Origin of the sequence: Cobetia sp. 1AS1, from assembly GCF_029846435.1 — a bacterium.
In the GTDB taxonomy this organism is placed as follows: domain Bacteria; phylum Pseudomonadota; class Gammaproteobacteria; order Pseudomonadales; family Halomonadaceae; genus Cobetia; species Cobetia amphilecti.
The window spans coordinates 58,977-83,059 of record NZ_JARWKU010000001.1; the positions used below are offsets into that span (position 1 = coordinate 58,977).

The window sequence follows — 24,083 nt, forward strand, 5'->3', positions numbered from 1 at the left end:
GGGAGGGAACGTCATGAATCCAGCCGCCATCCTCACCCAGCTGGGCGACAAGGCCACCAGCGGCAAGGCATTGCCGCCGGTGGACCAATGGCACCCGGCGCATTGTGGCGAGATGGACCTCGTCATCTGTGCCGACGGGCGCTGGCTGCACGAGGGCACGCCCATCGGCCGTGCGCGGCTGGTGCACATGCTGTCGCGTGTCCTGCGCCGCGAGCCCGATGGCAGCTACTGCCTGGTCACGCCGGCGGAAAAGGTCACCATCCAGGTCGAGGACCGCCCCTTCCTGGCGGTGGACTGCTCCCGCGTCGAGAGTGATTCTGCGCCGACTGAGCTTGGAGAGGCCGAGCCTGGACAGACAGAGCCTCGGCCGGACGTCTGGCAGCTGGTCACCGATCAGGGCGATGTCGTGCGAGTGGAAGGGGAGACCTGCCTGACGCTGAGCGAGACGCCGGACGGCCTGTGGCTACCGGAAGTGGCGGTGCGCTTCGGGCTTGCCGCGCGCCTGCACCGCAATCTCTACTATCGGCTGCTCGAGAGCGCCGAGACGCATGAGCAGGAAGACGGCAGCCTGACACTCGGCTTCATGAGCGGCGGGCGCTTCCAGATTCTGGGACAGCTGGCGGCCGATGAGGTCGAGGTCTGAACCTGTCTGAGCCTTTTTTGAGCCTGCCGCCTTCTGCTCTCTCTTTCGTGCGCCCCTCGCGTTCTGCTTCGCTCCTTTTCTCTCGCCGTCAGCCATTGCAGGTCTTCATGTCGTCACCACTTCCTCCCATCGAGCCCGACAGCACCGCAACCTCCGGGCCAGATGTTGCAGCATCGCCACTGGCGCTGGCCGTCGATCAGCTGACGCAACGGCTGACGGATCAGCAGCGCGCCGTGGTGGCGCATCGTGGGAGGCATGCGCGGGTAGCGGCGGTGGCGGGCTCCGGCAAGACCACCACGCTGGTGGCGCGGGTGCTGAGTCTGCTGGCGGAAGGCATTCCGGCTCAGCGGATTCTGGTGCTGATGTTCAACCGTTCGGCGCGTGAGGACTTCGTCGCCAAGCTGGCGCAGGCGGCCCCGCCGGGCACTCGGCTGCCCGACATCCGCACCTTCCACTCCATCGGCCATCGCCTGACCACCACCCTGGTGCGCTGGGGCAGCCTCGAGCCGCGCGAACTCATCCAGCAGGACTGGGCGCTGGAGCGTCTGCTCAAGCAGGCCGCCCAGCGTGCGCTGGGCGATGCTGATCGCGCCGATCGTGAGGCGGCGCTGGAAGGCGAGCGCCTCGAAGCGCTCGCCCAGTTCTGTGATCTGGTCAAGGCCGAGATGTGCGAGCCGACGCTGCTCTACGAGCGCATGAATCTCGGCGAGCACACCGGCCACTTCGTCGAGTCCTTCGCTCAGCTTGAGCAGCTGCTCGAGCAGTACGGCCAGATGACCTATGCCGATCTGCTCTACCGGCCGCTTCGTCAGCTGGAGAAGGAGCCCGAGACCCGTGCACGCATCCAGGGGCATCTGCAGCACGTCATCATCGATGAGTATCAGGACATCAATGAGGCGCAGCAGCGCATGCTGGCGCTGCTGGCGGGTGCACCGTCCGGCGGCGAGCCGTCGCCCGCAGCCTCCGGCGCCATGGCAGAAGTCATGGCCGTGGGCGATGCCAACCAGTGCATCTACGAGTGGCGTGGCGCGCGGCCTGACTACATGCTGACGCGCTTTGCCGAGAGCTTTGCCGCGCCGCTGGATTTCCCGCTCAGCTACACCTTCCGCCACGGCCATCGTCTGGCGCTGGTGGCCAATCACGCCATCGCCGCCAATGCGCGCCGTCCGGACCAGCTGTGTCTGGCCGCGCCCGGCACGCCGGCGACGCGCTTGTTCGAAGGCCAGGGCGCCGCCAGTCTGGTCGCGGCGCTCACGGCCTGGCGAGAGTCGGGTCGCAGTGGCGCCGAGGCCGCCGTGCTGGTGCGCAGCTGGGCGCTGTCGGTACCGGTGCAGTTGCAGCTGCTCAAGGCCGGCATTCCCTTCCGGCTGGGGCAGGGGGATCGCTTCGTGTTCCGTCTGCCGCTGGTGCAGGCGCTGGCGGGCTATCTGGAGCTGGCGCGTGATGCCACGCGTCTGCGCGACCCGACGCACCTGCTGCTGCTGTTCACCCAGCCCACCGCCTTCGTCGCGCGCGAACGCCTTGAGCGCCTGTGTCAGCAACTGGCCGACAGCCAGCGCTGGCCACGCAAGGAAGACCCTATTCTCGAGGGGCTCAAGCCGCTGCAACGCCGCAACCTGCACAAGCGCTGGAAGCTGTTGTGTGATCTGCCCTCGCTGGGCGATTGGGCGCCCGCGCGGTTGCTGCGCCATGTGGTCGATGAGCTGGAGGCCGACAAGGTGCTGCGCCGCGCCGCGGCCCGGCGTGACAAGGGCGAGGAGGATGTGCGCCTGCTGGATGTGCTGATCGAGCAGGCGGGGGAGCTGGCCAATGACCCTGACGCCTTCATCAATCTGCTGCGCAATCCGGTCGAGGACGCCGCCGACGGCGTGCTGATCACCACGGTGCACGGGGCCAAGGGGCTGGAGTGGCCGCTGGTGGGGCTGTGGGGCATGAACGAGGAAGACTTCCCGGCCTACTCGCGTGACAACCCGCTGTCGCCGGAGCGCCTCGAGGAGGAGCGACGCCTGTGCTACGTCGGCGTGACGCGTGCCCGCGAGCAGCTGCACCTGTGGCGTGACGGCGGCACGCATACGCCAAGCCGCTTCCTCGCGGAGCTGTGCGTGGAGGACTGCACCCGCCTCGGCGACTGGATTCACGGTGCCGGCAAGCGCGCCAAGCTCGCCCGTCTGCAGGCCGACGACGGCGATGAGGCCGCCCGCGAGTCAGCGGACGGAAGCGACGAGCGGCTGCGTGTGGCGGCGCCGGCGCTTGGCGAGGCCTATCTGGCGCGACTGCCTCTGGCACGTCACGGCATCACGCCGCCGACGCTGGAAGCGCTGCCGAAGAAGGTCGCCAAGTCCCCGGGCAAGCCGGCCAGCAAGTCGACTGCGCAAGGCCAGTCCAGCTCGGGCGGCACCTATGCTCGCGGCGCTCGACAGGACAATCGCTCTGCACGCGGCGAGCCGGCCGTGCTGCGACGCGTCGGTGATTGGGAAGTCGGCCAGCGCTTGCGTCACGAGAGCTTCGGTGAGGGGGTGATCGAAGAGGTCTCGGGCAATGAGGCCAATCCGCTGATCGAGGTGCGCTTCGCCGATGGCAACAAGCGCCGCCTGATCGCCACGCGCGCCCCGCTGACAGCCTTGTGACCCTTGTGCCCCTTGTAACAATGGACTTGAGACTCGGGCGACAAGGCCGCGCGATTGCCAAGCCTTGCGCCGAGCACCATCATGCCTCCAGTGCATCTTCGTCTGCCCGAAAAGGAGTTCCCATGGCTCAGTATCCTGATCCTGCCGCATTGGCGGCAGCCTCCGTCTCCGCCTCATCGCTGCTGGTACCGGACCAGCGCCAGGCGCCCCTGATCGATGCCAGCCAGCTGGTGACCCAGCTGGCGATGGCGGGCCTCAAGTCCCCCGTGGTGCTGGATTGCCGTGCGCGTCTCGATGATGGGGAAGCCGGCGAGCGTCTGTGGGGTGAAGGCCATCTGCCAGGGGCCATCCATGTCGATATGGACCGCGATCTGTCGGCCGCCGTGCGCGAGGACGGCGTGGGCGGGCGGCATCCGCTGCCGTCACATCAGGCGACGGCCGAGCTGTTCCGCCGCCTCGGCATCACGCCCGAGCAGCAGGTGGTGGTCTATGACGACATGGGCGGGCAGATGGCGGCGGCGCGGCTGTGGTGGATGCTGACCTGGGCCGGGCATCCGGATGTGCGCGTACTGGATGGCGGCATCCAGGCCTGGAATCAGGCCATGGGCGAGCTCAAGCGTGCGCCTGCCCAACCGGTGAGCCCCACACCCAGCGACTGGCAGCCGAGCTTTGATGACAGCCTGCTGGTCAGCGCCCAGGAGGTGGCCGCCACGGATGACAGCTTGCTGGATGCCCGCGGCGAGGCGCGTTTTCGCGGTGAGCAGGAGCCGGTCGATCCGGTGGCAGGCCATATTCCCGGCGCATTCTGCCGACCGACCCCCAGCAATCTGGAAGCCAATGGCCGCTTCAAGGACCGCATGAGCCTGATGCGTGAGCTGCGCAGCCTGTTGCCGGCGCAGGGTGAGGTGATCGCCTATTGCGGTTCCGGTATCAGCGCCTGCCAGAACATCCTGGCCTTCGCGATCGCGGGGCTGCCGCTGCCGCGCCTGTATGCCGGCTCCTGGAGCGACTGGATCAGTGATCCCGCGCGCCCGGTCGCCACCGGAGAGGCCAGCGAGAAGTAGCTGCACGCGCCAGCGCGATGACGGCCTTTCAGACATGACAACGCCCGCCAGAGGTTTCTCTGGCGGGCGTTGTCGTTTGTGGAGCGCTTTGACTGACTCTTTGCGTGCGTGCTTACGCTTGTGTCCTGGGCTCCGCGTCGGGCTTGCGCGAATCGAAGCGCTCCAGCAGGGCGGCGTTGGCGCAGTTGCCCATCACGTTGAGGGCGGTGCGCAGGCCATCGGTGAAGCGGTCCACCCCGGCGACCACGGCCACGCCTTCCAGCGGCAGCCCTGCCGCGCCCAGCACGGTGGTCATGGCGACCAGCCCCGCACCCGGCACGCCAGCCGTCGAGAAGCTGACCAGCAGGCCGGTGGTGAACACGGTGATCACCAGCGAGGTGGTGACATCGATGCCGAACAGCTGCGCCACGAACAGCGCATTGAAGCCCTGCAGCACGGCGGCACCGTCACGCTTGAGCGCCGTGCCGAAGGGCAGCGCGAAGCTGGCCAGGGATTCATTCATGCCGTAGTCGCGGGCATTGCCCAGCGCCAGCGGCAGGGTCGCGCCGGAGCTTGCGGTACCGAAGGCGAAGCCCAGGCTCTGGCCGAAGTGGCGCACGAAGGCCAGCGGGCGGGCACCGGTGACGGCCAGCAGCACCAGATAGAGCAGTGCCATCAGCGCCAGCGCGATGATCAGGCCGATCACGTACATGCCCAGGCGCATCAGCAGGTCCAGCCCCTGGGTGGCGATCACCGAGGTAATCAGTGCGAAGACCCCCACCGGCGCCAGCTTGAGCACGAAGGACAGCACCTTGAGGCTGACGGTGTAACCACTCTCGATCACGCGATGCAGCGGCGCGCTTTCCTCCGGCAGGGCGCGCATCGCCAGCCCGATCAGGGCGGCCGCGAAGATGACCTGCAGCAGGCCGCCGCCGCCCAGTGCGGTGAAGGGGTTGTTGGGCACCAGGCCCACCAGCCACTGGGCGATGCTGTCGGCGTTGCGACCTTCAGGCGCTGAATCCACCAGGCTCTCGGCGCCGCTGCCTGGCGTCAGCCAATGCGCGACCAGCATGCCCAGTGTCAGCGCCACGGCGCTGGTGACCACGTAACTGCCCAGCAGGCGGCCGGCATGGCGACCGACATCGGCGCCGCCTTCGCGGTTGGTCAGGCTCATGATCAGGGCGCCGAACACCATCGGCACCACCACGAATTGCAGCAGGCGCAGGAAGATCTGGCCCACCGGCGTCAGCAGGTGGCTGTCGAGCCAGGCGACGCTGCCCTCGGGCAGAGCGCCTGCCCCGGCGTTCAGGGCAAGGCCGCTGAGAATGCCCAGCCCCAGGGCGAGCAGTATCTGGCGTGTGACGGACATGGTGGCTCCGAAGCGATGGCGTGAGTCTGAATTCGAGGGAGGCTAATGTGCTACCGGGGAGCTGTTATATCAACAATCGCTTTGAGATTGTTTTGGAATAACACAAGAAGCGCCCACGGGGCGCAAGGCGTCCGCAGGCGCGGCGCTGAGGAATGAGGAGAGCCAGACACGATAACGCCGCCACGGCAGGGCCGCGGCGGCGTTATCAGCTGGCAGGCAGCAGGGGCTTACATATTGGGGTAGTTGGGGCCACCGCCGCCTTCCGGCGCGACCCAGGTGATGTTCTGCGCCGGGTCCTTGATGTCACAGGTCTTGCAGTGCACACAGTTCTGGAAGTTGATCTGGAACTGCGGCTCACCGGCCTCCTCGACGATCTCGTAGACACCGGCTGGGCAGTAGCGCTGGGCGGGCTCGGCGTAGCGCGGCAGGTTGTCACGCACCGGCAGTTCCGGGTCGGACAGGCGCAGGTGGCACGGCTGGTCTTCCTCGTGATTGGTGTTGGAGAGGAACACCGAGGACAGCTTGTCGAAGGACAGCTTGCCGTCCGGCTTGGGGTACTCGATCTTCGTGCATTCAGCCGCCGGGCGCATGCGCGCGTAGTCCGGCGTGGTGTCATGCAGGGTCGGTAGGCGGCCGCCCGTCAGCTGGTCGAGGAAGTTGTAGGCGCCACCGAGGAGGGTGCCGTACTTGTGTATGGCCGGGCCGAAGCTGCGTGAGGCGTCCAGCTCCTCATAGGCCCAGCTGTCCTTGAAGCGCTTGCCGAAGTCGACCAGGTCTTCGCCGCCTTCGTCACCGCCCTTGATGGCGTCGAACACGCTTTCCGCCGCCAGCATGCCGGACTTCATCGCGGTGTGCAGGCCCTTGATCTTGGCGAAGTTGAGGGTGCCGGCATCACAGCCGATCAGCAGACCGCCCGGGAAGCTCATCTTGGGCAGGCAGTTGAGGCCGCCCTTGGCGATGGCGCGCGCACCGTAGGAAACCCGCTTGCCGCCCTCGAGATGGCGGGCCAGGGTCGGGTGCTGCTTCATGCGCTGGAATTCATCGAAGGGCGACAGGTACGGGTTGTCGTAGGCGAGATCGACGATCAGGCCCACCACCACCTGCTGGTCATCGGTGTGATAGAGGAAGAAGCCGCCTTCGGCGTTGCCCTTGAGCGGCCAGCCGCTGCCATGCACCACCAGCCCCGGCTGGTGCTGTTCGGCGGGCACATCCCACAGCTCCTTCAAGCCGATGCCGTAGTGCTGGGCGTCCGCTTCGCTGTCGAGCGAGAAGCGCGAGATCAGCTGCTTGCCCAGGTGGCCACGGCAGCCCTCGGCGAACAGGGTGTACTTGCCGCGCAGTTCCATGCCCGGCATGTGGCCATCCTTCTCGCTGCCATCGGCGGCCACGCCCATGTCACCGACCACGATGCCGCGCACCGTGCCATCCTCGCCATGCAGCACTTCCTGGGCGGCGAAGCCCGGGAAGATCTCGACGCCCAGCTCCTCGGCCTGCTCGCCCAGCCAGCGCGTCAGGTTGCCGGCGCTGATGATGTAGTTGCCATCGTTGTGCATGGTTCTGGGGACCAGTGCATTGGGGATGACCTGTGCTTTCTGGTCATCCTTGAGCAGCACGACCTCGTCACGGGTGACGGCCGTCTTGAGCGGTGCGCCTCGCTCGGCCCAGTCGGGGAACAGCTCGGTCAGTGCACGCGGTTCGAGCACGGCGCCGGACAGGATGTGCGCGCCGACTTCAGAACCTTTCTCGACCACGCAGACCGTCAGCTCCTTCTCGGCCGCATTGGCCTGCTGCATCAGTCGGCAGGCCGCCGCCAGGCCGGAAGGGCCGGCACCGACGATGACCACGTCGAAATCCATGAATTCGCGTTCCATGACCCGTCTCCTCAATCTTTGCGCCGTCAGGGCCCCGCGGATCCGGCGGGGCGGGCGTGTCACGAACGACCATGGCCGTTCGCTGGGCAGTGAACCTCCGGCGTGGCGTGCGTCAGGGCACGACTCGTCGGAGTGAAAATAGGGGTGCGACTCACGCTGGTACGCCATGTCCTGCACGGACGATCGGCCGCTCGACATAGGGCGCTGGCGCGAAGCAGCCGCATAGCATGCCGCAACAGTAGCATTTAAAACGACCGTTTGTTTATTATGCTTGGGTCTGACGTAATAGCCACCGGGGGCGTTGCAGGAAATCGCCCGATGGGTTTCACGCTCGGGCGTGTTGAGAGTGATTGTCAGGTTTGACCCCGGCAACCAATTCTGCGCAAGATGCCCGCATGAGAATGGCGGCGCCCGGAGAGTGAAAACCACGCCGGTCTGGCTGACTTCATCCGTCGGGTGCCAGCGGATATCGTGGCGAGACACTTGTCATCACGGTCATCTGTGGAAGATATTCACCTATCAAACGCTTGCATGAATCGAGCGCTGGCGGCCTCACGGTCACTGGTACTCCATGAGAAATCAGCGAGGACACCATGAAAGTACTCGTCGCGGTGAAACGCGTCATCGATTACAACGTCAAGATTCGCGTCAAGGCTGACCAGTCTGACGTCGATCTGACCAACGTCAAGATGGCCATGAACCCCTTCTGCGAGATCGCCGTGGAAGAAGCGGTGCGCCTGAAGGAAAAGGGCGTGGCGACCGAAGTCGTGGCCGTCACCATCGGTCCGAAGGCCGCCCAGGAACAGCTGCGTACCGCGCTGGCGCTGGGCGCCGATCGCGCCGTGCAGGTAATGACCGATGACGCCGTCGACTCGCTGGCCGTGGCCAAGCTGCTGGCCAAGGTGGTCGAGGAAGAACAGCCCGGCCTGGTGATTCTCGGCAAGCAGTCCATCGATGCCGACAACAACCAGACTGGCCAGATGCTGGCGGCACTCACCGGCATGGGGCAGGGTACCTTCGCTTCCGAAGTGGCGGTCGATGGCGAGAGCGTCAATGTCACCCGCGAGATCGATGGCGGCCTGCAGACCGTCAAGCTGAACCTGCCGGCGGTGGTCACCACTGACCTGCGCCTCAACGAGCCGCGCTACGCCAAGCTGCCGGACATCATGAAGGCCAAGAAGAAGCCGCTGGACGTCAAGACGCCGGAAGAGCTGGGTGTCTCCACGGCCTCCAAGGTGTCGCTGGTCAAGGTCACGCCGCCGGCCGAGCGTCAGGGCGGCATCAAGGTCGGCTCCGTCGATGAGCTGGTGGACAAACTCAAGAATGAAGCAAAGGTGATCTCATGAGCATTCTCGTCATTGCCGATCATCATGATGGCCAGCTGACCAGCAGCACCGCGAGTGTCGTGGCAGCCGCAACCGCCATCGGTGGCGATATTGACGTGCTGGTCGCCGGTGAGGGCGTAGGCGCCGTCGCTGAGCAGGCCGCCAAGCTTGCCGGTATCGCGCGTGTGCGTGTCGCCGACAATGCCGTCTACGCCCATCAGCTGGCCGAGAACCTGTCGGCACTGGTCGTGGCGCTGGCCGATGACTACAGCCACGTGCTGTCCAGTGCCTCCACCACCGCCAAGAACTTCATGCCGCGTGTCGCGGCACTGAAGGACGTGGCGCAGATCTCCGAGATCATCGCCGTCGAGAGCGCCGATACCTTCCAGCGCCCGATCTACGCCGGCAACGCCATCGCCACCGTCAAGAGTGACGATGTGCTCAAGGTCATCACCGTGCGTGCCACCGGCTTCGATCCGGTCGCGCTCGACGGACAGGCGGCCATCGAGGCCGTGGATGTGGTCGAGGATGCAGGCGTCTCGAGCTTCGTCGAGGAAACCCTGGCCGAAAGCGAGCGTCCTGAGCTGGGCTCCGCCAAGGTGGTGATCTCCGGTGGCCGCGGCATGGGCAACGGTGAGAACTTCGCGCTGCTCAACGGTATCGCCGACAAGCTGGGCGCCGCCATCGGTGCCTCACGCGCTGCGGTCGACGCCGGCTTCGTGCCCAACGACATGCAGGTCGGCCAGACCGGCAAGATCGTCGCGCCGGATCTCTACATCGCCGTCGGCATCTCCGGGGCGATCCAGCACCTGGCGGGCATGAAGGACTCCAAGGTCATCGTCGCGATCAACAAGGACGACGAAGCGCCAATTTTCCAGGTCGCGGATTACGGCCTGGTCGGGGATCTGTTCGAGGTGCTGCCGGAGCTCGAAGGCAAGCTCTGAGCAACGCCCCGCAAGGCTGAGGCCGAGACACCGCAAGGTGGCCTGGCCAACCAACGCGACCCGCTTCGGCGGGTCGCGTTTTTTTGTGTCTGCGGGCAAGGGTAGGGGCGAGGGCAGGGGAGAGAGCGTCAGGAGAAAAGTGCAACGCTGCATTGCAGGTTTCAGGGCCTGCTGATGGGGTAGAGCGAGGCAAGATCAATTGATAATTGTTCTTGTTTGTAATACCGTCCATGCCAGTGATTTGCATTTCCACTCGGAAGCCACTAGCGGCCTGGCAGGCGACCGAGGATGCAACCAAGCCTAGTTCTTCAGGAGATGTCCGTGCGGCGTTCGACTTCTTTCCCCTTCCCGTGCGTGCGAGCCCTTGGCGGCCTGCTCCCGGCGCTGGTGCTGCTTGCACCGCTGACAGCCACCGCATTGCCGGCGCATGCCGAGACACTGCGTGACAGTGCCGCCACTCATCAGGAAACCCAGCGTGAGCTGCAGGCGCGCATCGACGCCGCCGATGACGAGACGCGCGCGCTGCTGGTGCGCCTGCGTGAAGCGCGTCAGGAAGCCGCGCGTCTGGAAAGCTATACCGCAGAGCTGACGCCGCTGAATGCTGACCGCGCGGCGCGTATCGAGCGCCAGCGCACGGCGCTGGAGAATCTCGAGGCCACACGTGAGTCGCTGCCGGGCCTGCTGCGTCAGCAGGTCGAGGAGCTGGCGGACTTCATCGAGCAGGACCTGCCGTTTCTCAAGGACGAGCGTCTCGCGCGCGTCCAGCGTCTGCGTGACAACCTCTCCAATGCCAGCTTGAGCAATGACGAGCGTCTCGATCAGCTGCTCAACGCCTGGCAGCAGGAGCTGAGCTACGGTCAGGGCTTCGATACCTGGCGCGCAGGGCTTGTCGGTGGGGAAGACACCGAGGTGCAGTATCTGCGTGTCGGCCGCGTCGGCCTCTATTACCTGACGCTGGATGGTCAGCATGGTGGCGCCTGGCAGGCCAGAAATGGCAGCTGGCAGGTACTGGATGACAGCGGCCTGGAAGCGCTGCGCAAGGGCATCAGCATGGCGCGTGACCAGCAGGCACCGTCACTGGTGACCCTGCCGCTGTCGGTGCCGGTCGAGGATGTCGAGCTGGCCCCGAAGGGGCGCCTGTCGCAGTCCGCGCTCGAGAGCGCCGATCAGGCTGCCGCAGCAGTCACCAGCACACGTACCACCACTACCCGTACCGCGCAGGAGTCCAGCTGATGGCGACGAATTCACAAGCGCCACGTGCGTCTCTGTCACGCCTGTTGCTGACGGCCGGCACTCTGGGGCTGCTGACGTTGTCGTCTCCCGCCGTGCTGGCGGCGACCGGCAGTGCCGAGCAGTCATTGAGCGTCGAGCAGTTCGAACAGGCCGCCAGTCAGGCCGAAGGCCGCGACCAGGCGCGTCTCGACACCCTGTTGTCGGATCGCGAGGCACTGCAAGCGGCGGTCAGCGAGGCCGAGGCGCGGCGTGACAGCCTGCGCGAGACGCGCGCGACCCTCGAGGCCGAGGCGCAGGAACAACAGGCGACCCTCAGCGGTCTGGACGAAGAGCGTCAGGCCCAGCAGGGCGATCTCGGTCAGGTGTTCGAGGTGGCACGCAAGCATGCCCGCGAGACGCGTGAGGCGCTGGCGGGCAACTGGCTGCTGGTCGGCGGCCAGGCGCGTCTGCCGGACCTGGGGCCGCGTGATGAGGTGCCGGGCCGCGAGCGACTCGCCGCCCTGACCGCGGACATCCGCAGCATCGCCACCGAAAGCGGTCGCGCGCTGCGCTTCCAGGCACCGCTGGCCGGGCCGGATGGCAGCATCAAGCCGCGTGAGATCGTGCGGGTCGGCGAGCAGATGGCCTTCAGTGGTCGTCACCTGCTGGCGCCGCTGTCGGAAGACAAGGCCGTGGATGCCCCCTCGGCGCTGGACACCCTCGGCCTTGCGGGTACCACGCCGCTGCGCATTCGCAAGCAGCTGGCGGCCTTCGATGCCGGCGACAGTGATCGTCTGAGCTTCGACCCCACCGGTGGCGATGTCACCCAGGCGCTGGCGCGGGCGCCGCGTCTCGGTGAGCGCCTCAAGCAGGGCGGTGCCGTCGGTTACGTCATCGTCGGTCTTGGCGTGCTGGGACTGATCATCGCGCTGATCCAGCTGGTGCGCCTGTCGCTGACCCGCCGGGCGGTCAAACGTCAGGAAGCCGACCTGAGCCAGCTCAGTGACGACAACCCGCTGGGCCGTGTTCTGCATCGCTTTGAAGGCATGCGCCACGATCACGAGCCGGAAGCGCTCGAAGCCCGTCTCGACGAGGCGTTGCTGGCCGAGCAGCCCAGGCTCGAGCGTGGCCAGGCGCTGGTCAAGCTGCTGGCTGCCATCGCGCCGCTGCTGGGTCTGCTGGGCACCGTGACCGGCATGATCGGCACCTTCCAGTCGATCACCGTCTTCGGTACCGGCGACCCCAAATTGATGGCCGGCGGTATCTCCCAGGCGCTGGTGACCACCGTGCTGGGTCTGGTGACCGCCGTGCCGCTGCTGTTCGCCCAGACCGGACTTTCCAGTCTGTCCAAGGGCCTGATGGGCCGTCTCGAGGGCCGCGCCAGTGCACGTCTGGCCGACCACCTCGAGAAGCGCGCCCCGAGCAAGGTTGCCAGCGCGGCAGCGCGTCAGCGGGATACCGAGCATGCCTGATTCGTTGGCCGCCTCTTCCTTGCTGAGCGGTGGCTTCGCGCCAGTGATGCGGCTGGTGGAAAGCGGTGGCCCGCTGATCGTGGTGATCTGCCTGATCGCCATGGTGCTGTTCGGGCTGGCGCTGGAACGCGGCCTCTACTGGCGGCTCGTGCATCGTCCGGCGCGTCAGCAGTTGATTCGCGACTGGGTAGCGCGCAGCGAGCACCACAGCTGGTCGGCGCTCACCCATCGCGAAGTGCTGACCCGTGAGCTGCTGTCACGTCTGCGCGCACCGCTGCCGTGGCTCAAGCTGCTGGTACTGATCTGTCCGCTGGCCGGACTGTTGGGCACCGTGACCGGCATGATCCATGTCTTCGATTCGCTGGCGATCGCCGGCACCGGCCAGGCGCGTGCCATGGCCGATGGTGTGGCACGCGCCACGCTGCCGACGCTGGCCGGCATGGCGGTCGCGGTGGTGGGCCTGATGTTCGTCACGCGTTTCGAGCGTGTGGTGCGTCGTGAAGACCAGCGCCTGCACGACCGTCTGGCGCGCGCCGTCGACGATGCACGTTCCGGCATGTCCGCTGCGAACGGCTTTGATTCCTCCTCTGATACAAGCGAGACACCACATGCGTAGACGTCGCATGGAGGCCGCGGAAGACAGCGGCGAGATCAATCTGACGCCGATGCTGGATGTCGTCTTCATCATGCTGATCTTCTTCATCGTCACCACCAGCTTCGTCAAGGAGTCCGGGGTCGAGATCCAGCGTCCGGAAGCCTCCAACGCCACGGCGCGCCCTGACGCGGCGGTCATGGTCGCCATCACCGCCGAGGGCGCGGTGTGGGTCGACGGCAAGCCGGTGGATGCCCATCGCGTCGGCGACGCCGTGGCCGATCTTGCCGATGGTCAGCCGGTGGTGATCCAGGCCGACAGCCGCTCACAGACCGGCCTGCTGGTCGAGACGATGGATGCACTGCGCAACGCGGGTGTGCAGGACATCGCGGTCGCCGCCTCGAAGGGCGAATGACATGACGCGACGCCTGTATGCCAATCGACTCGTCGGGCTTGTCGGTGGTGCCTTGCTGGCGCTGGTGCTGTTCTATGCGCTGGCCTTGCTGGTCGCGCCGCCGGTGAACGACACGCCGCCACCGGAGCCGCTGTCGGTCTCCACCGTTCAGGCACCTGAAGAGGCACCGGCGCCCGCGCCGGCGGCGAGTGAAAGTCTGCCCACGCCGCCGGCCGAGCCACCGCCGCCACCCAAGGCAGCCCCGATGCCGGCACCCAAGGCGACAAGCCCGGTGGCGATTCCCGAGGTCAAGACACCATTGCCGCCGACGCCAGAGCTGACCATGGATGACAGCCTGCCGCCGCTGGAAGTCGAGCGCCCGCCCAAACCGACCCCCAAGCCGAAACCGACGCCCAAGCCTGCACCCAAGGCCAAGCCGGAACCCAAGGCGGTCGCCAGGCAGGCCGAGGCCGCTTCATCGGCTCAGTCGGCGTCTGATGCGTCATCACAGGCCGCGGAGAAGCCGTCCAAGCCCAAGGCAGCCCCGGCGGCGCAGGGTGGTTCACCGCGGCCCACCGTGCGCACCGCTCCTGAATATCCGAGTCGCGCGCGTCGCCGCGGCATCGAGGGCTTCGTCGAGGTGGCGTTCGTGATTCGTCCGGACGGCAATGTCGATGGCGGCTCGCTGCGGGTGGTGCGTGCCGAGCCGTCGGGCGTGTTTGATCGGGCGGCGATGAAGGCGATCGCGCGCTGGGAATTCCCGGCCGCGGGCAATGCGCGCCAGGCGCGCCAGCGGCTCGAGTTCCAGTTGCGTTGAGGCAACCCGTGACTCCATGGCGCGGGCTTTCATCGGGTGTCTGATGTGTGTCATATGTCGTCATCTCTGATGCCGTGGACTTATCGGCAATGCGCCGGGTCATGGCAGCGGATGAACGCAAGAGGAAAGACTCATGGTAGCGAAATCCACACCGCCGCAGGACGCCGACAGCGCTGAGCGATCGCGAGGCCTGATGGCGCGGGCGCGCCAGCTGCTGACACGCGGCGGGCGCCGACTCACCCGCGTGACGCTGGTCTCGACCTGCCTGATGCTGATGATGGAGGTTGGTGGCATCAGTGCGGCCCATGCGGCGACGCGCGTCTCCGCCGAAGTGGCGGGGCAGTTGCGCACGCTGCAGTCACGGCTGGATGAAGGCGATTATGACGCGGTCGGTGAGCGCGCCGAGCGTGAGGCCAAGCGCCAGCGCGGCGAGGTGCGCGCGCTGTATCTGTCATTGGCGGCCAGTGCGCGTGCGCGCCAGGGCGATCAGGCCCAGGCGGCACGTCTGTATGCCGAGGCGCGTCGCCTGCCGGGCGTCAATGCCTCCCAGGCTCGCGAGTGGCTGCGTCGTGAAGCGATGCTGCGCCTGCGCGCCGGTGAGCGCGATAGCGGTATCGCTCGTCTGGCGGAATATCTGCACGGCGGCTCGGCGAGTGCCGATGACCTGTGGCTGGCGGTCAGTCTGGAAGCCAATCGAGGTGACTGGGCGCGCGCCGAGGACTGGTTGGAGCGTGCCAGCAAGGCGAGTGCGCCGAGCGGCGATCGCCTGAAGCTGGCCGTCAGCGTCTATCAGCAGACCGGCCGCCATGGCGCGGCGGTGGCGCTGGTCGAGCAGGGACTGGGCGAGTCACGTGACCCACAGGACTGGCAGCGTGCCGTGGCGCTCTATCAGCGCCTCAACCAGAACACCCGCGCCGCCAGTACCTGGGAAGCGGCGTGGGCGGCGGGGATCGTCAGTGGCAGTGACGCCTACCAGCAGCGAGTCGACCTGCAGCTGGCAGCCGGTGCGCCGGCACGGGCGGCGGAGCTGATCGAGGCGGGGCTCTCGAAATCCGCGACACCTGAGGGGCAGCCGCTGCTTGAAGACACCCCGGCGCTGCGTCGCCAGCTGGCCCAGGCCTGGACGGCGGCACGCGATGTCGAGCATGCGCTCAAGGTGTGGGCAGCCGTCTCGCAGCAGAGCCAGTCACTCGAGGATGCCCGGCAGTATGCCGAGCTTGCCTATGATTGGGGCCGCTGGGAAACGGCGCAGCAGGCGCTGGCCGCGGCCGGTGAGCGTGGCGACGACTCGGCGCGTCATTGGCTGCTCTCCGGCGTGGTCGCCAGTCAGCTGGAGCAGTTCGACCCTGCGCGTGAAGCCTTCAAGAAGGCTCAGGCGCGTGGTGCCGAAGGGGCCGATGCCTGGTTGAAATCCATCGCGCAGCGCTGATGACGTGAGACGCTTACGATCCAGCGCTGTCTGAGTGTCACTGCAACGAAAACGCCGCCTTTCCTGATCGTCCTGAGACGGGAAAGGCGGCGTTTGCGTGTCTGGCGATCGTGTCCGCGCTGGCGTTGCTCAGCGTATCAGCCGATATCGGTCCACACCGGGGCGTGATCCGACGGCTTTTCCATGCCGCGCAGCGCGTAGTCGACACCGGAATCCTTGATCAGCGGAGTCAGGCCGGGGCTGGTCATGATCAGGTCGATGCGCAGACCACGCCTGGGCTCACGCTCGAAGCCGCGCGAGCGGTAGTCGAACCAGCTGAACTGATCATCGGCTTCCGGGTGCACGTGGCGGAAGCTGTCGGTCAGGCCCCAGGCGTAGAGGCGTTCCATCCACTCGCGCTCGATGGGCTGGAAGCTGGTCTTGCCTTCGCGCAGCCAGCGCTTGCGGTTGGGCTCGCCGATGCCGATGTCGCGGTCGGTGGCCGAGATGTTGTAGTCGCCCATCACCACCACATGCTGCTCGGGCTGGTGGTCTTCTTCCAGCAGGCGGAACAGCTGCTGATAGAAGCGCGTCTTGTAGGGGAACTTCACCGGGTGCTCGATATTCTCGCCCTGGGGGAAGTAGCCGTTGTAGACGATTAGCGGCTCGCCATTCGGGCCGTCGATCTCGACGCCGATCATGCGCTTCTGGGCATCCTCGTCGTCATCCGGCATGCCGTAGTGCACCTTCTTCGGCACCTGACGGGTCAGCATCGCGACGCCGTAGTGGCCCTTCTGGCCGTGCCACACCACGTGATAGCCCAGCGCCTCGATGTGCGCGTGGGGGAATTCACTGTCCTGCACCTTGGTTTCCTGCAGGCCAATGACTTCCGGCTGATGCGTCTCGATCAGCGCTTTCAGCTGATGCGGACGCGCACGGATGCCGTTGATGTTGAAGGAAATCAGGCGCATCACGCTTCGCCTCCACCATCATCCTTGGAGGAGCTGTCTTCCTTTGCCGGCGCATCAGGGTGCAGCGGCAACAGCGGCGCGGCGTTCATGCGTTCCAGCTTGGCGGCAGCCTGGGACTTGCGCTGGTCCTTCTTCTTGGCCACGTAACGCGGGCCGGAATGCACCTGGTCCGGGTTCTCGGCGCGCCACTTCTTGAAGTCCTTGCGGCGGCCGGTACGAATCTGCACCTTGTCGGCGATGGAGCGGCTCTTCTTTCTACGTGTCATCTTCGGGCTTTCCTGTTCGGTGTCGGCAGTCGCCAGCCTTGAGTCGCACGGCAAGGCCGCGGCACGCGGGCAACCGCATCAGTTGTCGGGCATTCTACCAGCCTGCATGGGGCGGGTGCCATGAGGGGCGTCGTGGTGAGAAGCATCGCGTGTCGTGCACGCGAGGATGTCTCGCGCCGAGTGCGTCATGATGCAGGGGCGCGAAGACGCCGGCGGGCTGGTACAATATGTCGGCGTTATCGTCGCTGCCCGCAGGTGAGGTGCGTGACTGGCCGCTTGAATCGGCGCCTTGTGTCTCATGCACGATGGCGGGTCGCCTGCCCCTCGGGGCGCGCTTCCCCTCACGCATGTCAGAGACAACGGCTTGCCGGACGCGCCAGTCTTGCTGCCATTGCCCGTGCCAGCGACATGCAATATGCAATATATGAGTGTTACCTGAATGACCCTGGCAGGTACGCCGCCCCGGCCCACACAGCAAGACAGATAGACAGACGGGCGGCGGCGAACTGTCCCGTGGCGTGGCCAAGGTTGCCCGGCAGCCTGATGCCCGCCCGATGAAGAAGCCCTTTCGACCGACACGCAGTATCGGCCGTCCTTGTGGCGACCCATGAGCCTGTCCGTTGCGTGAGCCCGGCGATGACATGACCGGTGCCACGTGAGCAGACCCTCATGGCAGACGTCCGCTCCAGTCCCTTGCCGAACATTCGGGCAGGGGAGCGCTGGATGCGTGAATCCGTCAAGAACAGGTGAGAGCATTCGTGTCCTTCTGCACCCGAGGCCTGCGTGGCCTCGGAGACGCGCACCCAGGGGGTGTTGCCGCAGAAGGGCAGGGGATGGCTCCCAATCCGGTAAAGGCGCATGCAGCCCGAGACTACCGCGCATCAGGCGCGAGTCAGGCGAACCAGGTGAGACGACTGGGCATGACGAACCAACCGGGTGTGGCCTGTCACGGCGAGATTCCGAGAACGACCCGCGCCTGTCGCATATGAACCCTTGAAAAGAACGGATTACATGAGCGAGACGGATCAGACCCAGCCAGCCGCTGAGCAGACTCAGCAAGAGCCGCAGGACCCGAACCAGAAGCCGAGAAAGCCCAAGCGTCGTCGTCGCAAGCCGCGTCGCTCCCAGTCCAAGTGGAACCTCGATCAGTTCCCGGTCGCGCCGGTCGCCGGTCAGTGGCGCTTCCATGATTTCGATCTGCCGCTGCCGCTGATGCGTGCCATCCAGAAGGCCGGCTTTGAATACTGCACCCCGATCCAGGCCCAGACCTTCGAGAAGGCACTGCTGGGTGGTGACGTGGTCGGCCGTGCCCAGGCCGGCAGCGGCAAGACCGCCGCCTTCCTGATCGCCACCCTGGCCTACTTCCTGGAAGAGAAGGCGCCGGAAGGCCAGAAGCCGGGCGCGCCGCGTGCCGTCATCATCGCGCCGACCCGTGAGCTTGCGCTGCAGATCGAGAAGGACGCCAAGGCGTTCTCCGAATTTGCGCGCATCTCGGTGGCCTGCGTGGTGGGTGGCATGGACTACCAGAAGCAGCGTGAACGCCTCGAGCGCAAGGTCGACCTGCTGGTCGCAACGCCAGGCCGCCTGCTCGACTTCCACACCAAGCGTGATGTCGATCTCTCCGAGACCGAGGTGCTGGTGGTCGACGAAGCGGACCGCATGCTGTCGATGGGCTTCATTCCCGACGTCAAGCGCATCATCCGCGCCACACCGCGCCCGGAAGAGCGCCAGACGCTGCTGTTCTCCGCCGAGCTGTCTTCCGACGTGCTGGGGCTGGCCGAGCAGTGGACGCATGAGGCGACTCAGGTCACGGTCGAGCACGAAGCGACGGCTGCCATCGCGGCGGACAACGACGCCGTGCAGACCTACACCGTGAGCGATGATGACAAGCTGCGTCTGTTGATCAATCTGGTGAAGCAGGGCGAGATGGAGCGCTCCGTGGTCTTCGGCAATAGCCGTGGGCTGGTGCGCAAGATCAACGCCGCGCTCAAGGAAGCCGGTATCGAATCGGCGGTGATGTCCGGCGCCGAGACCCAGACCGAGCGCCTGGAAGCCCATGAGGCCTTCCGCAACGGCAAGCTCAAGGTGCTGGTGGTCAGCGATGTCGCCGGGCGTGGCTTCGCACTCGAAGACGCGACCCATGCGATCAACTTCACGCTGCCGGAAGTGCCGGAAGACTACGTCCACCGTGCAAGCTTCAGCGATGTGACCTTGATCAGCTTCGTCGGTGAGGAAGATGTCTTCTCGCTGCCGGAAATCGAAGACTACCTGCAGGAAACGCTGCCGCGTCAGCAGCCGCCTCAGGGCCTGCTGTAACGCCTGCTTGCATCCGACCGGTCGCGATAGGGTGACCGGCCGCGCAGGGCAGTCGAGGTAGATGGCAGTAGCACGCAAAGACGGCGGACAGCTCAGGCTGTTCGCCGTCTTGCGCTCCATGACCCGCTGGTTTGATGACGAGTGGCCAGTCGCCAGTTGTCGTCGACCGGATGTCGTGGGTCAGGGGTGGATGGCCAGTTGAGGAGAGAGACACGCAATGCTGGAAGATAGCCTCAAGGGCGAGATTCAGGGCGCCTATCGCAAGTTGCTCGAGGGTCTTGAGCTGACGCCGCGCTACGGGCAGCGGCTGATGATCGCCGAGATCGCGCGCACCCTGGGCAACATCGAGCAGAATCCGGAAGGCTATCGCCTCGGCAACGAGCATGTCTGCGTGCTGGAGGCCGGTACCGGTACCGGCAAGACGCTGGCCTATCTGCTCTCCGCGCTGCCGGTGGCCAAGGCGCGCGGCAAGCGGCTGGTGGTCTCGACCGCGACCATCGCGCTGCAGGAGCAGGTCATGCATCAGGACCTGCCGGCGCTCAAGAAGCATTCGGGCCTGAGCTTCGACTACGCCCTGGCCAAGGGCCGTCGCCGTTACCTGTGCGTGCAGAAGCTGGATCAGGCGCTGGAAGGTGTCGAGGACAACCCGACCATGGCGCTGTTCGAGCGCGACATGATCGCCAGCGACGGCGGCAGCTTCGTGGAGCTGGCCGGCAAGATGGCCGAGGACTATGCCAGCGGCGAGTGGGCAGGGGACCGCGACAGCTGGCCGCTGCAGGTCGAGGATCGCGACTGGGCGCGTCTGACCACGGATCACCGTCAGTGCACCAATCGCCGCTGCAGCCACTTCTCGGCGTGTGCCTTCTTCCGTGCCCGTCGTCAGCTGGAGCAGGCCGACATCATCGTCGCCAACCATGATCTGGTGCTGGCGGATCTCTCGCTGGGCGGCGGGCTGGTGTTGCCGTCGCCCAGTGACTGCATCTACGTCTTCGACGAGGCGCACCATCTGCCCGACAAGGCGCTGGATCACTTCCATCACCGCACGCCGATCAATCAGACGCTGCGCTGGCTGGGCAATCTCAAGAAGTCGCTCACCGAGCTGAATGCGGCGCTGGGCAGTCAGCCGACCATCGGCCGCCTGCTGGCGCGCATGCCCGAGTTGCTGGCGGATATCGAACCGCGTCTGGGCGAGGTGTTCGGGCTGGGGCATCAGCTGGCGGATCTGCCCAATGGGGCCGGCGAGGACGTCACCAATCATCGCTTTGAGCGCGGACAGGCGCCGGAGGCGCTCAAGGAGTTGGGCCACAACCTGCTCAAGGGCTTCGCGGAGCTGTCGCGGGCGCTGGAGCAGATCGCCGACATCCTGCGTGAGAGCCTGGACCCGGAGAAGGCCACCGGCCTGCCCAAGGAGAATGCCGAGGATTGGCTGCCGCTGGTGGCCCTGCTGCACGGGCGCGCGCTGGAAGCCCATGCGCTGTGGGAGGCCATCGGCCTGAGCGACCCTGCCGATGGGCCGCCGCATGCGCGCTGGCTGACCTTCGAGCGCTTCAATGGCGAGCCGGAGATGACCGTCTCGGCAAGTCCGGTGTCGGCCGCGGAAACGCTGGCACGCCATCTGTGGGGCACCTGTTTCGGTGCGGTGCTGACGTCGGCGACCCTGACGGCGCTCAATCGCTTCGAGCGCCTGCAGGAGCGCGCGGGCCTTGCCAATCGCTATCGCTATCAGCGTCTGCCCAGCCCGTTCGATTATGGCAAGGCGGTGCTGGCCATCCCGCGCGAGGCGGTGGAGCCGTCGCCGCCCGGCCCGCATGAGCAGGCGATCGTCGACTTCGTCAATGCGCTGGATGTGCGCGAGGCGGTGCTGGTGCTGTTCAGTTCGCGCAAACAGCTGGCGGCGGTCAACAAGGCGCTGGACAGCGAGACCCGCAAGCGGGTGCTGGCGCAGAGTCGTCTGCCCAAGCATGAGCTGCTCAGTCAGCATCGCAAGGCGGTGGATGGCGGGCGCGGCAGCATCATCTTCGGGCTGGCGAGCTTCGCCGAGGGCATCGACTTGCCCGGCAAGTATCTGACCCACGTGGTGATCACGCGGCTGCCGTTCGCGGTGCCGGATGACCCGGTCGGTGCGACGCTGGCGGAGTGGATCGAGTCGCGGGGCGGCAATCCGTTCATGCGTATTGCGGTGCCGGATGTCTCCATCAAGCTGGTGCAGGCCTGTGGGCGCCTGATCCGCAAGGAAGCCGATGAAGGGCGTATCACGATTCTGGATCGGCGCATCCTGACCAAGCGTTACGGTCAGCAGTTGATCGAGGCCTTGCCGCCCTTCGTGCGCGAGATCGATGGTGTGCGTCAGAACTGATGGGTCAGGGCTGAACGGTCAGAGCTGGCCCGTCAGCTGCCGACCCAGCGGCCACAAAAAAGCCCCGCCAATCGGCGGGGCTTTTTCATTCATCCAATGCGGCCGGTCTGAAGCCAGTGGTCTCAGGCTTCTGGATCAGGCTTCTGGCTCAGGCTTCGGCAGGCTGCTCGAGGCGAGCGCGCAGTGCATCCTTGAGCTTGGCGTCCATGGTCTTGAAGGTGTCTTCGGTGGTGGCCCAGTCGATGCAGGCATCGGTGATGGAGACGCCGTATTCCATCTTGCTGCGGTCGGCATTGATCTTCTGCGCGCCCCAGTTGATGTGCGACTCGACCATCAGACCCATGATGGAGCGATTGCCCTCGAGGATCTGCTGGGTGACGTTCTCCAGCACCAGCGGCTGCAGGCCCGGGTCCTTGTTGGAGTTGGCGTGGGAGCAGTCGACCATCAGGTTGGCGGTGACGCCGGCCTTGGCCAGTTCCTGCTCGGCCAGCGCGACGCTGACGCTGTCGTAGTTCGGCTTGCCGTTGCCGCCACGCAGCACGACATGGCCATAGGCGTTGCCACGCGTGCGGATGATCGCGACCTGACCGGCCTGGTTGATGCCCAGGAAGTTGTGGCCGTGGGACACGGACTGCAGGGCGTTGACGGCGACATCCAGCGAGCCGTCGGTGCCGTTCTTGAAGCCGACCGGGCACGACAGGCCAGAGGCCATCTCGCGGTGGGTCTGGGATTCGGTGGTGCGGGCGCCGATGGCGGACCAGCTGATGCAGTCCTGCAGGTACTGCGGGGAGATCGGGTCGAGGGCTTCGGTGGCCAGCGGCAGGCCCATCTCGGCCAGTTCGACCAACAGGCCGCGCGCGATGTGCAGGCCTTCCTCGATCTCGAAGGTGTCATTGAGGTGCGGGTCGTTGATCAGGCCTTTCCAGCCGACGGTGGTACGCGGCTTCTCGAAGTAGACGCGCATCACGATGTAGAGGCTGTCCTTCACTTCCTCGGCCAGCACCTTCAGGCGGCGCGCGTAGTCACGGGCGGCGTCCAGGTCATGGATGGAGCAGGGGCCGACCACGACCAGCAGGCGCGGGTCTTCACCGTCCAGAATACGCTGGATGGTGCGACGGCCTTCGATGACGGTCTCTTCGGCCTTGGCGGTCAGCGGGATGTCCTGCTTGAGCGCTTCGGGGGTGATCAGCACGTCCTGTGACAGGACGTTGAGGTTGTTGACGTGTTGTTCTGACATGACAGTGTCCTGAGCGGTGTGCGGTCTGCATGGCTGCTAGCAGAGTCAGACGGGCGTCTTCGCGCCCGCCATCCGTGTTGTGCGTACTGAATGACGTCCATGGTATCTGCTGCATGCCGGCTTGTCAGCGTCCTTGGGTCAAATTTAATCAACTGTCAAGCTGGCTGGCGCTGACTTGGGGCTCGTGCGCATCAAGATAAGCGTAAATCGTAAAGAAATCGTTACGCTTTGACGTGTCAGCGTCGCCAAACGCTGTCATGACGGGAGTGAACACGCAAAACCTGAGGCTTTGACGGCATGGCGTCTTGCCGTACAAATGATAAACAGGAACACTGTGCGTTGATTTTGGTCGCGTCAGCGGGCCGTCGGGCGCTTTTTCGCCCCGCGCCAGGCATCGCATCCATCACAACGAATATCAAAGGGGCCGGATAACGCATGCGCGAGTCGCAATTCCTGTCAGGTGCTGATGCCCCGGGGATTCCTGATGTGGAGTCCGCAAGCGGTGCCTCCACTCCCGCGGAGGGAGCGAGTGAATGAGTGTCAATGAAACGGACCAGCAGTTGGTCGAGCGCGCCCAGAAAGGGGATAACCGCGCCTTCGATCTGCTGGTCAGGAAATATCAGCACAAGATTCTCGGCCTGATCAGCCGTTACGTACACGATCATTCAGAAGTGCAGGATGTCGCCCAGGAAGCCTTCATCAAGGCCTATCGTGCGTTGCCCAACTTCCGGGCCGAGAGCGCCTTCTATACCTGGATGTACCGGATCGCCATCAATACGGCCAAGAATCATCTGGTCTCGCGGGGCCGTCGTCCGCCGGGCACCGACATGGATATCGGCGATGCCGAGGTGGTCGATCAGTCCGGTCGCCTGTCGGACATCGAGACGCCGGAAGCCGCCATGGCGCGCGATGAGCTGGAGAAGGTCGTCTTCGAGGCCATCGAGAAGCTGCCTGAAGACCTGCGCACCGCCATCACGCTGCGCGAGTTCGATGGCCTGTCCTATGAGGATATCGCCGAGGTGATGCAGTGCCCGGTGGGCACGGTGCGTTCGCGTATCTTCCGCGCACGTGAAGCGGTCGACAAGGCGATCCAGGGGCTGGTCAGTCCCGCCGCGGCGGTGTCTGCCGTCGAGTGACGTCGCTGTTCTGCGTCGCCCCTGTGAGAGAAGAGCCACAAAAATTTTGTTGGTTAAATTCAATCAACTCAGTGGCTTGGCGAA

At 65.7% G+C, this 24,083-nt stretch carries 19 protein-coding genes; 14 read left to right on the forward strand and 5 right to left on the reverse strand.

From position 1 onward, the window contains the following. Positions 1–13 precede the first annotated feature (13 nt). The 3 genes from QD280_RS00265 (at position 14) to QD280_RS00275 (ending at position 4,334) form a co-directional block, all read left to right on the forward strand. Positions 14–643 carry a DUF1285 domain-containing protein gene (locus QD280_RS00265; RefSeq protein ID WP_279837931.1) on the forward strand — a complete coding sequence of 210 codons (630 nt, stop codon included), beginning with the start codon at positions 14–16 and terminating at the stop codon, positions 641–643. Positions 644–750: 107 nt separating this feature from the next. Beyond that, complete coding sequence (locus QD280_RS00270; RefSeq protein WP_279837932.1) at positions 751–3,270, forward strand: ATP-dependent helicase; 2,520 nt, start codon at positions 751–753, stop codon at positions 3,268–3,270. A 122-nt stretch (positions 3,271–3,392) separates the two neighbouring features. After that, positions 3,393–4,334 carry a sulfurtransferase gene (locus QD280_RS00275; RefSeq protein ID WP_279837933.1) on the forward strand — a complete coding sequence of 314 codons (942 nt, stop codon included), beginning with the start codon at positions 3,393–3,395 and terminating at the stop codon, positions 4,332–4,334. Between the two features lie 112 nt (positions 4,335–4,446). Here the strand turns inward: QD280_RS00275 and QD280_RS00280 are convergent, their stop codons facing one another. Both QD280_RS00280 and QD280_RS00285 read right to left on the reverse strand, forming a co-directional pair. Next, positions 4,447–5,682: a dicarboxylate/amino acid:cation symporter gene (locus QD280_RS00280; RefSeq protein WP_279831427.1), complete on the reverse strand. Its 1,236-nt coding sequence runs from the start codon at positions 5,680–5,682 to the stop codon at positions 4,447–4,449. Between the two features lie 227 nt (positions 5,683–5,909). Continuing rightward, a complete protein-coding gene (locus tag QD280_RS00285; RefSeq protein WP_279837934.1) occupies positions 5,910–7,553 on the reverse strand; it encodes an electron transfer flavoprotein-ubiquinone oxidoreductase in 1,644 nt (547 codons plus the stop codon). A 593-nt stretch (positions 7,554–8,146) separates the two neighbouring features. Between QD280_RS00285 and QD280_RS00290 the strand changes: the two genes are divergently transcribed. The 8 genes from QD280_RS00290 (at position 8,147) to QD280_RS00325 (ending at position 15,738) form a co-directional block, all read left to right on the forward strand. Then, positions 8,147–8,899, forward strand: a complete 753-nt coding sequence (locus QD280_RS00290) for an electron transfer flavoprotein subunit beta/FixA family protein (RefSeq protein WP_043331886.1) — start codon at positions 8,147–8,149, stop codon at positions 8,897–8,899. Continuing rightward, a complete protein-coding gene (locus tag QD280_RS00295; protein ID WP_054554997.1) occupies positions 8,896–9,822 on the forward strand; it encodes an FAD-binding protein in 927 nt (308 codons plus the stop codon). The genes QD280_RS00290 and QD280_RS00295 overlap by 4 nt, the downstream gene beginning before the upstream one ends. A 321-nt stretch (positions 9,823–10,143) precedes the next feature. Beyond that, positions 10,144–11,055 carry a DUF3450 domain-containing protein gene (locus QD280_RS00300; RefSeq protein WP_235506905.1) on the forward strand — a complete coding sequence of 304 codons (912 nt, stop codon included), beginning with the start codon at positions 10,144–10,146 and terminating at the stop codon, positions 11,053–11,055. Beyond that, complete coding sequence (locus QD280_RS00305) at positions 11,055–12,506, forward strand: MotA/TolQ/ExbB proton channel family protein (protein WP_279837936.1); 1,452 nt, start codon at positions 11,055–11,057, stop codon at positions 12,504–12,506. Before QD280_RS00300 ends, QD280_RS00305 begins: the two co-directional genes overlap by 1 nt. Next, a complete protein-coding gene (locus QD280_RS00310; RefSeq protein ID WP_084589252.1) occupies positions 12,499–13,122 on the forward strand; it encodes a MotA/TolQ/ExbB proton channel family protein in 624 nt (207 codons plus the stop codon). Before QD280_RS00305 ends, QD280_RS00310 begins: the two co-directional genes overlap by 8 nt. Beyond that, positions 13,115–13,513 (forward strand): biopolymer transporter ExbD, encoded by a 399-nt coding sequence (locus QD280_RS00315; protein WP_043331884.1) that lies wholly within the window; start codon positions 13,115–13,117, stop codon positions 13,511–13,513. Before QD280_RS00310 ends, QD280_RS00315 begins: the two co-directional genes overlap by 8 nt. A 1-nt stretch (position 13,514) precedes the next feature. Beyond that, the gene (locus QD280_RS00320) at positions 13,515–14,309 is read left to right on the forward strand and encodes a TonB family protein (RefSeq protein ID WP_279837937.1); all 795 of its coding nucleotides are present in this window, start codon (positions 13,515–13,517) and stop codon (positions 14,307–14,309) included. A gap of 133 nt (positions 14,310–14,442) precedes the next feature. Further along, positions 14,443–15,738 (forward strand): hypothetical protein, encoded by a 1,296-nt coding sequence (locus QD280_RS00325; protein ID WP_279837938.1) that lies wholly within the window; start codon positions 14,443–14,445, stop codon positions 15,736–15,738. Between the two features lie 137 nt (positions 15,739–15,875). Here the strand turns inward: QD280_RS00325 and xthA are convergent, their stop codons facing one another. Together xthA and QD280_RS00335 are read right to left on the reverse strand one after the other, a co-directional pair. Beyond that, complete coding sequence (gene xthA / locus QD280_RS00330; protein WP_279837940.1) at positions 15,876–16,688, reverse strand: exodeoxyribonuclease III; 813 nt, start codon at positions 16,686–16,688, stop codon at positions 15,876–15,878. Continuing rightward, a complete protein-coding gene (locus tag QD280_RS00335) occupies positions 16,688–16,954 on the reverse strand; it encodes a hypothetical protein (RefSeq protein WP_043331879.1) in 267 nt (88 codons plus the stop codon). The genes xthA and QD280_RS00335 overlap by 1 nt, the downstream gene beginning before the upstream one ends. 1,011 nt (positions 16,955–17,965) lie before the next feature. Here QD280_RS00335 and QD280_RS00340 point away from each other — a divergent pair. Together QD280_RS00340 and dinG are read left to right on the forward strand one after the other, a co-directional pair. Next, a complete protein-coding gene (locus QD280_RS00340; protein ID WP_279837941.1) occupies positions 17,966–19,270 on the forward strand; it encodes a DEAD/DEAH box helicase in 1,305 nt (434 codons plus the stop codon). Positions 19,271–19,487: 217 nt separating this feature from the next. Further along, positions 19,488–21,626 (forward strand): ATP-dependent DNA helicase DinG, encoded by a 2,139-nt coding sequence (dinG, locus tag QD280_RS00345; protein ID WP_279837942.1) that lies wholly within the window; start codon positions 19,488–19,490, stop codon positions 21,624–21,626. A gap of 148 nt (positions 21,627–21,774) precedes the next feature. On the opposite strand, the gene QD280_RS00350 is transcribed toward dinG, so the two are convergent. Next, entirely contained in the window at positions 21,775–22,863 is a 1,089-nt protein-coding gene (locus tag QD280_RS00350) for a 3-deoxy-7-phosphoheptulonate synthase (RefSeq protein ID WP_043331875.1), read from the reverse strand. 533 nt (positions 22,864–23,396) lie between these two features. Here QD280_RS00350 and rpoE point away from each other — a divergent pair. After that, the gene (gene rpoE / locus QD280_RS00355; RefSeq protein ID WP_043331873.1) at positions 23,397–23,999 is read left to right on the forward strand and encodes an RNA polymerase sigma factor RpoE; all 603 of its coding nucleotides are present in this window, start codon (positions 23,397–23,399) and stop codon (positions 23,997–23,999) included. Positions 24,000–24,083: the final 84 nt, after the last annotated feature.

Coding starts and splice junctions, on each gene's coding strand:
- QD280_RS00265 (WP_279837931.1), top strand. CDS start 14: ATGAATCCAGCCGCCATCCTCACCCAGCTGGGCGACAAGGCCACCAGC.
- QD280_RS00270 (WP_279837932.1), top strand. CDS start 751: ATGTCGTCACCACTTCCTCCCATCGAGCCCGACAGCACCGCAACCTCC.
- QD280_RS00275 (WP_279837933.1), top strand. CDS start 3,393: ATGGCTCAGTATCCTGATCCTGCCGCATTGGCGGCAGCCTCCGTCTCC.
- QD280_RS00280 (WP_279831427.1), bottom strand. CDS start 5,682: ATGTCCGTCACACGCCAGATACTGCTCGCCCTGGGGCTGGGCATTCTC.
- QD280_RS00285 (WP_279837934.1), bottom strand. CDS start 7,553: ATGGAACGCGAATTCATGGATTTCGACGTGGTCATCGTCGGTGCCGGC.
- QD280_RS00290 (WP_043331886.1), top strand. CDS start 8,147: ATGAAAGTACTCGTCGCGGTGAAACGCGTCATCGATTACAACGTCAAG.
- QD280_RS00295 (WP_054554997.1), top strand. CDS start 8,896: ATGAGCATTCTCGTCATTGCCGATCATCATGATGGCCAGCTGACCAGC.
- QD280_RS00305 (WP_279837936.1), top strand. CDS start 11,055: ATGGCGACGAATTCACAAGCGCCACGTGCGTCTCTGTCACGCCTGTTG.
- QD280_RS00310 (WP_084589252.1), top strand. CDS start 12,499: ATGCCTGATTCGTTGGCCGCCTCTTCCTTGCTGAGCGGTGGCTTCGCG.
- QD280_RS00315 (WP_043331884.1), top strand. CDS start 13,115: ATGCGTAGACGTCGCATGGAGGCCGCGGAAGACAGCGGCGAGATCAAT.
- QD280_RS00320 (WP_279837937.1), top strand. CDS start 13,515: ATGACGCGACGCCTGTATGCCAATCGACTCGTCGGGCTTGTCGGTGGT.
- QD280_RS00325 (WP_279837938.1), top strand. CDS start 14,443: ATGGTAGCGAAATCCACACCGCCGCAGGACGCCGACAGCGCTGAGCGA.
- xthA (WP_279837940.1), bottom strand. CDS start 16,688: ATGCGCCTGATTTCCTTCAACATCAACGGCATCCGTGCGCGTCCGCAT.
- QD280_RS00335 (WP_043331879.1), bottom strand. CDS start 16,954: ATGACACGTAGAAAGAAGAGCCGCTCCATCGCCGACAAGGTGCAGATT.
- QD280_RS00340 (WP_279837941.1), top strand. CDS start 17,966: ATGAGCGAGACGGATCAGACCCAGCCAGCCGCTGAGCAGACTCAGCAA.
- dinG (WP_279837942.1), top strand. CDS start 19,488: ATGCTGGAAGATAGCCTCAAGGGCGAGATTCAGGGCGCCTATCGCAAG.
- QD280_RS00350 (WP_043331875.1), bottom strand. CDS start 22,863: ATGTCAGAACAACACGTCAACAACCTCAACGTCCTGTCACAGGACGTG.
- rpoE (WP_043331873.1), top strand. CDS start 23,397: ATGAGTGTCAATGAAACGGACCAGCAGTTGGTCGAGCGCGCCCAGAAA.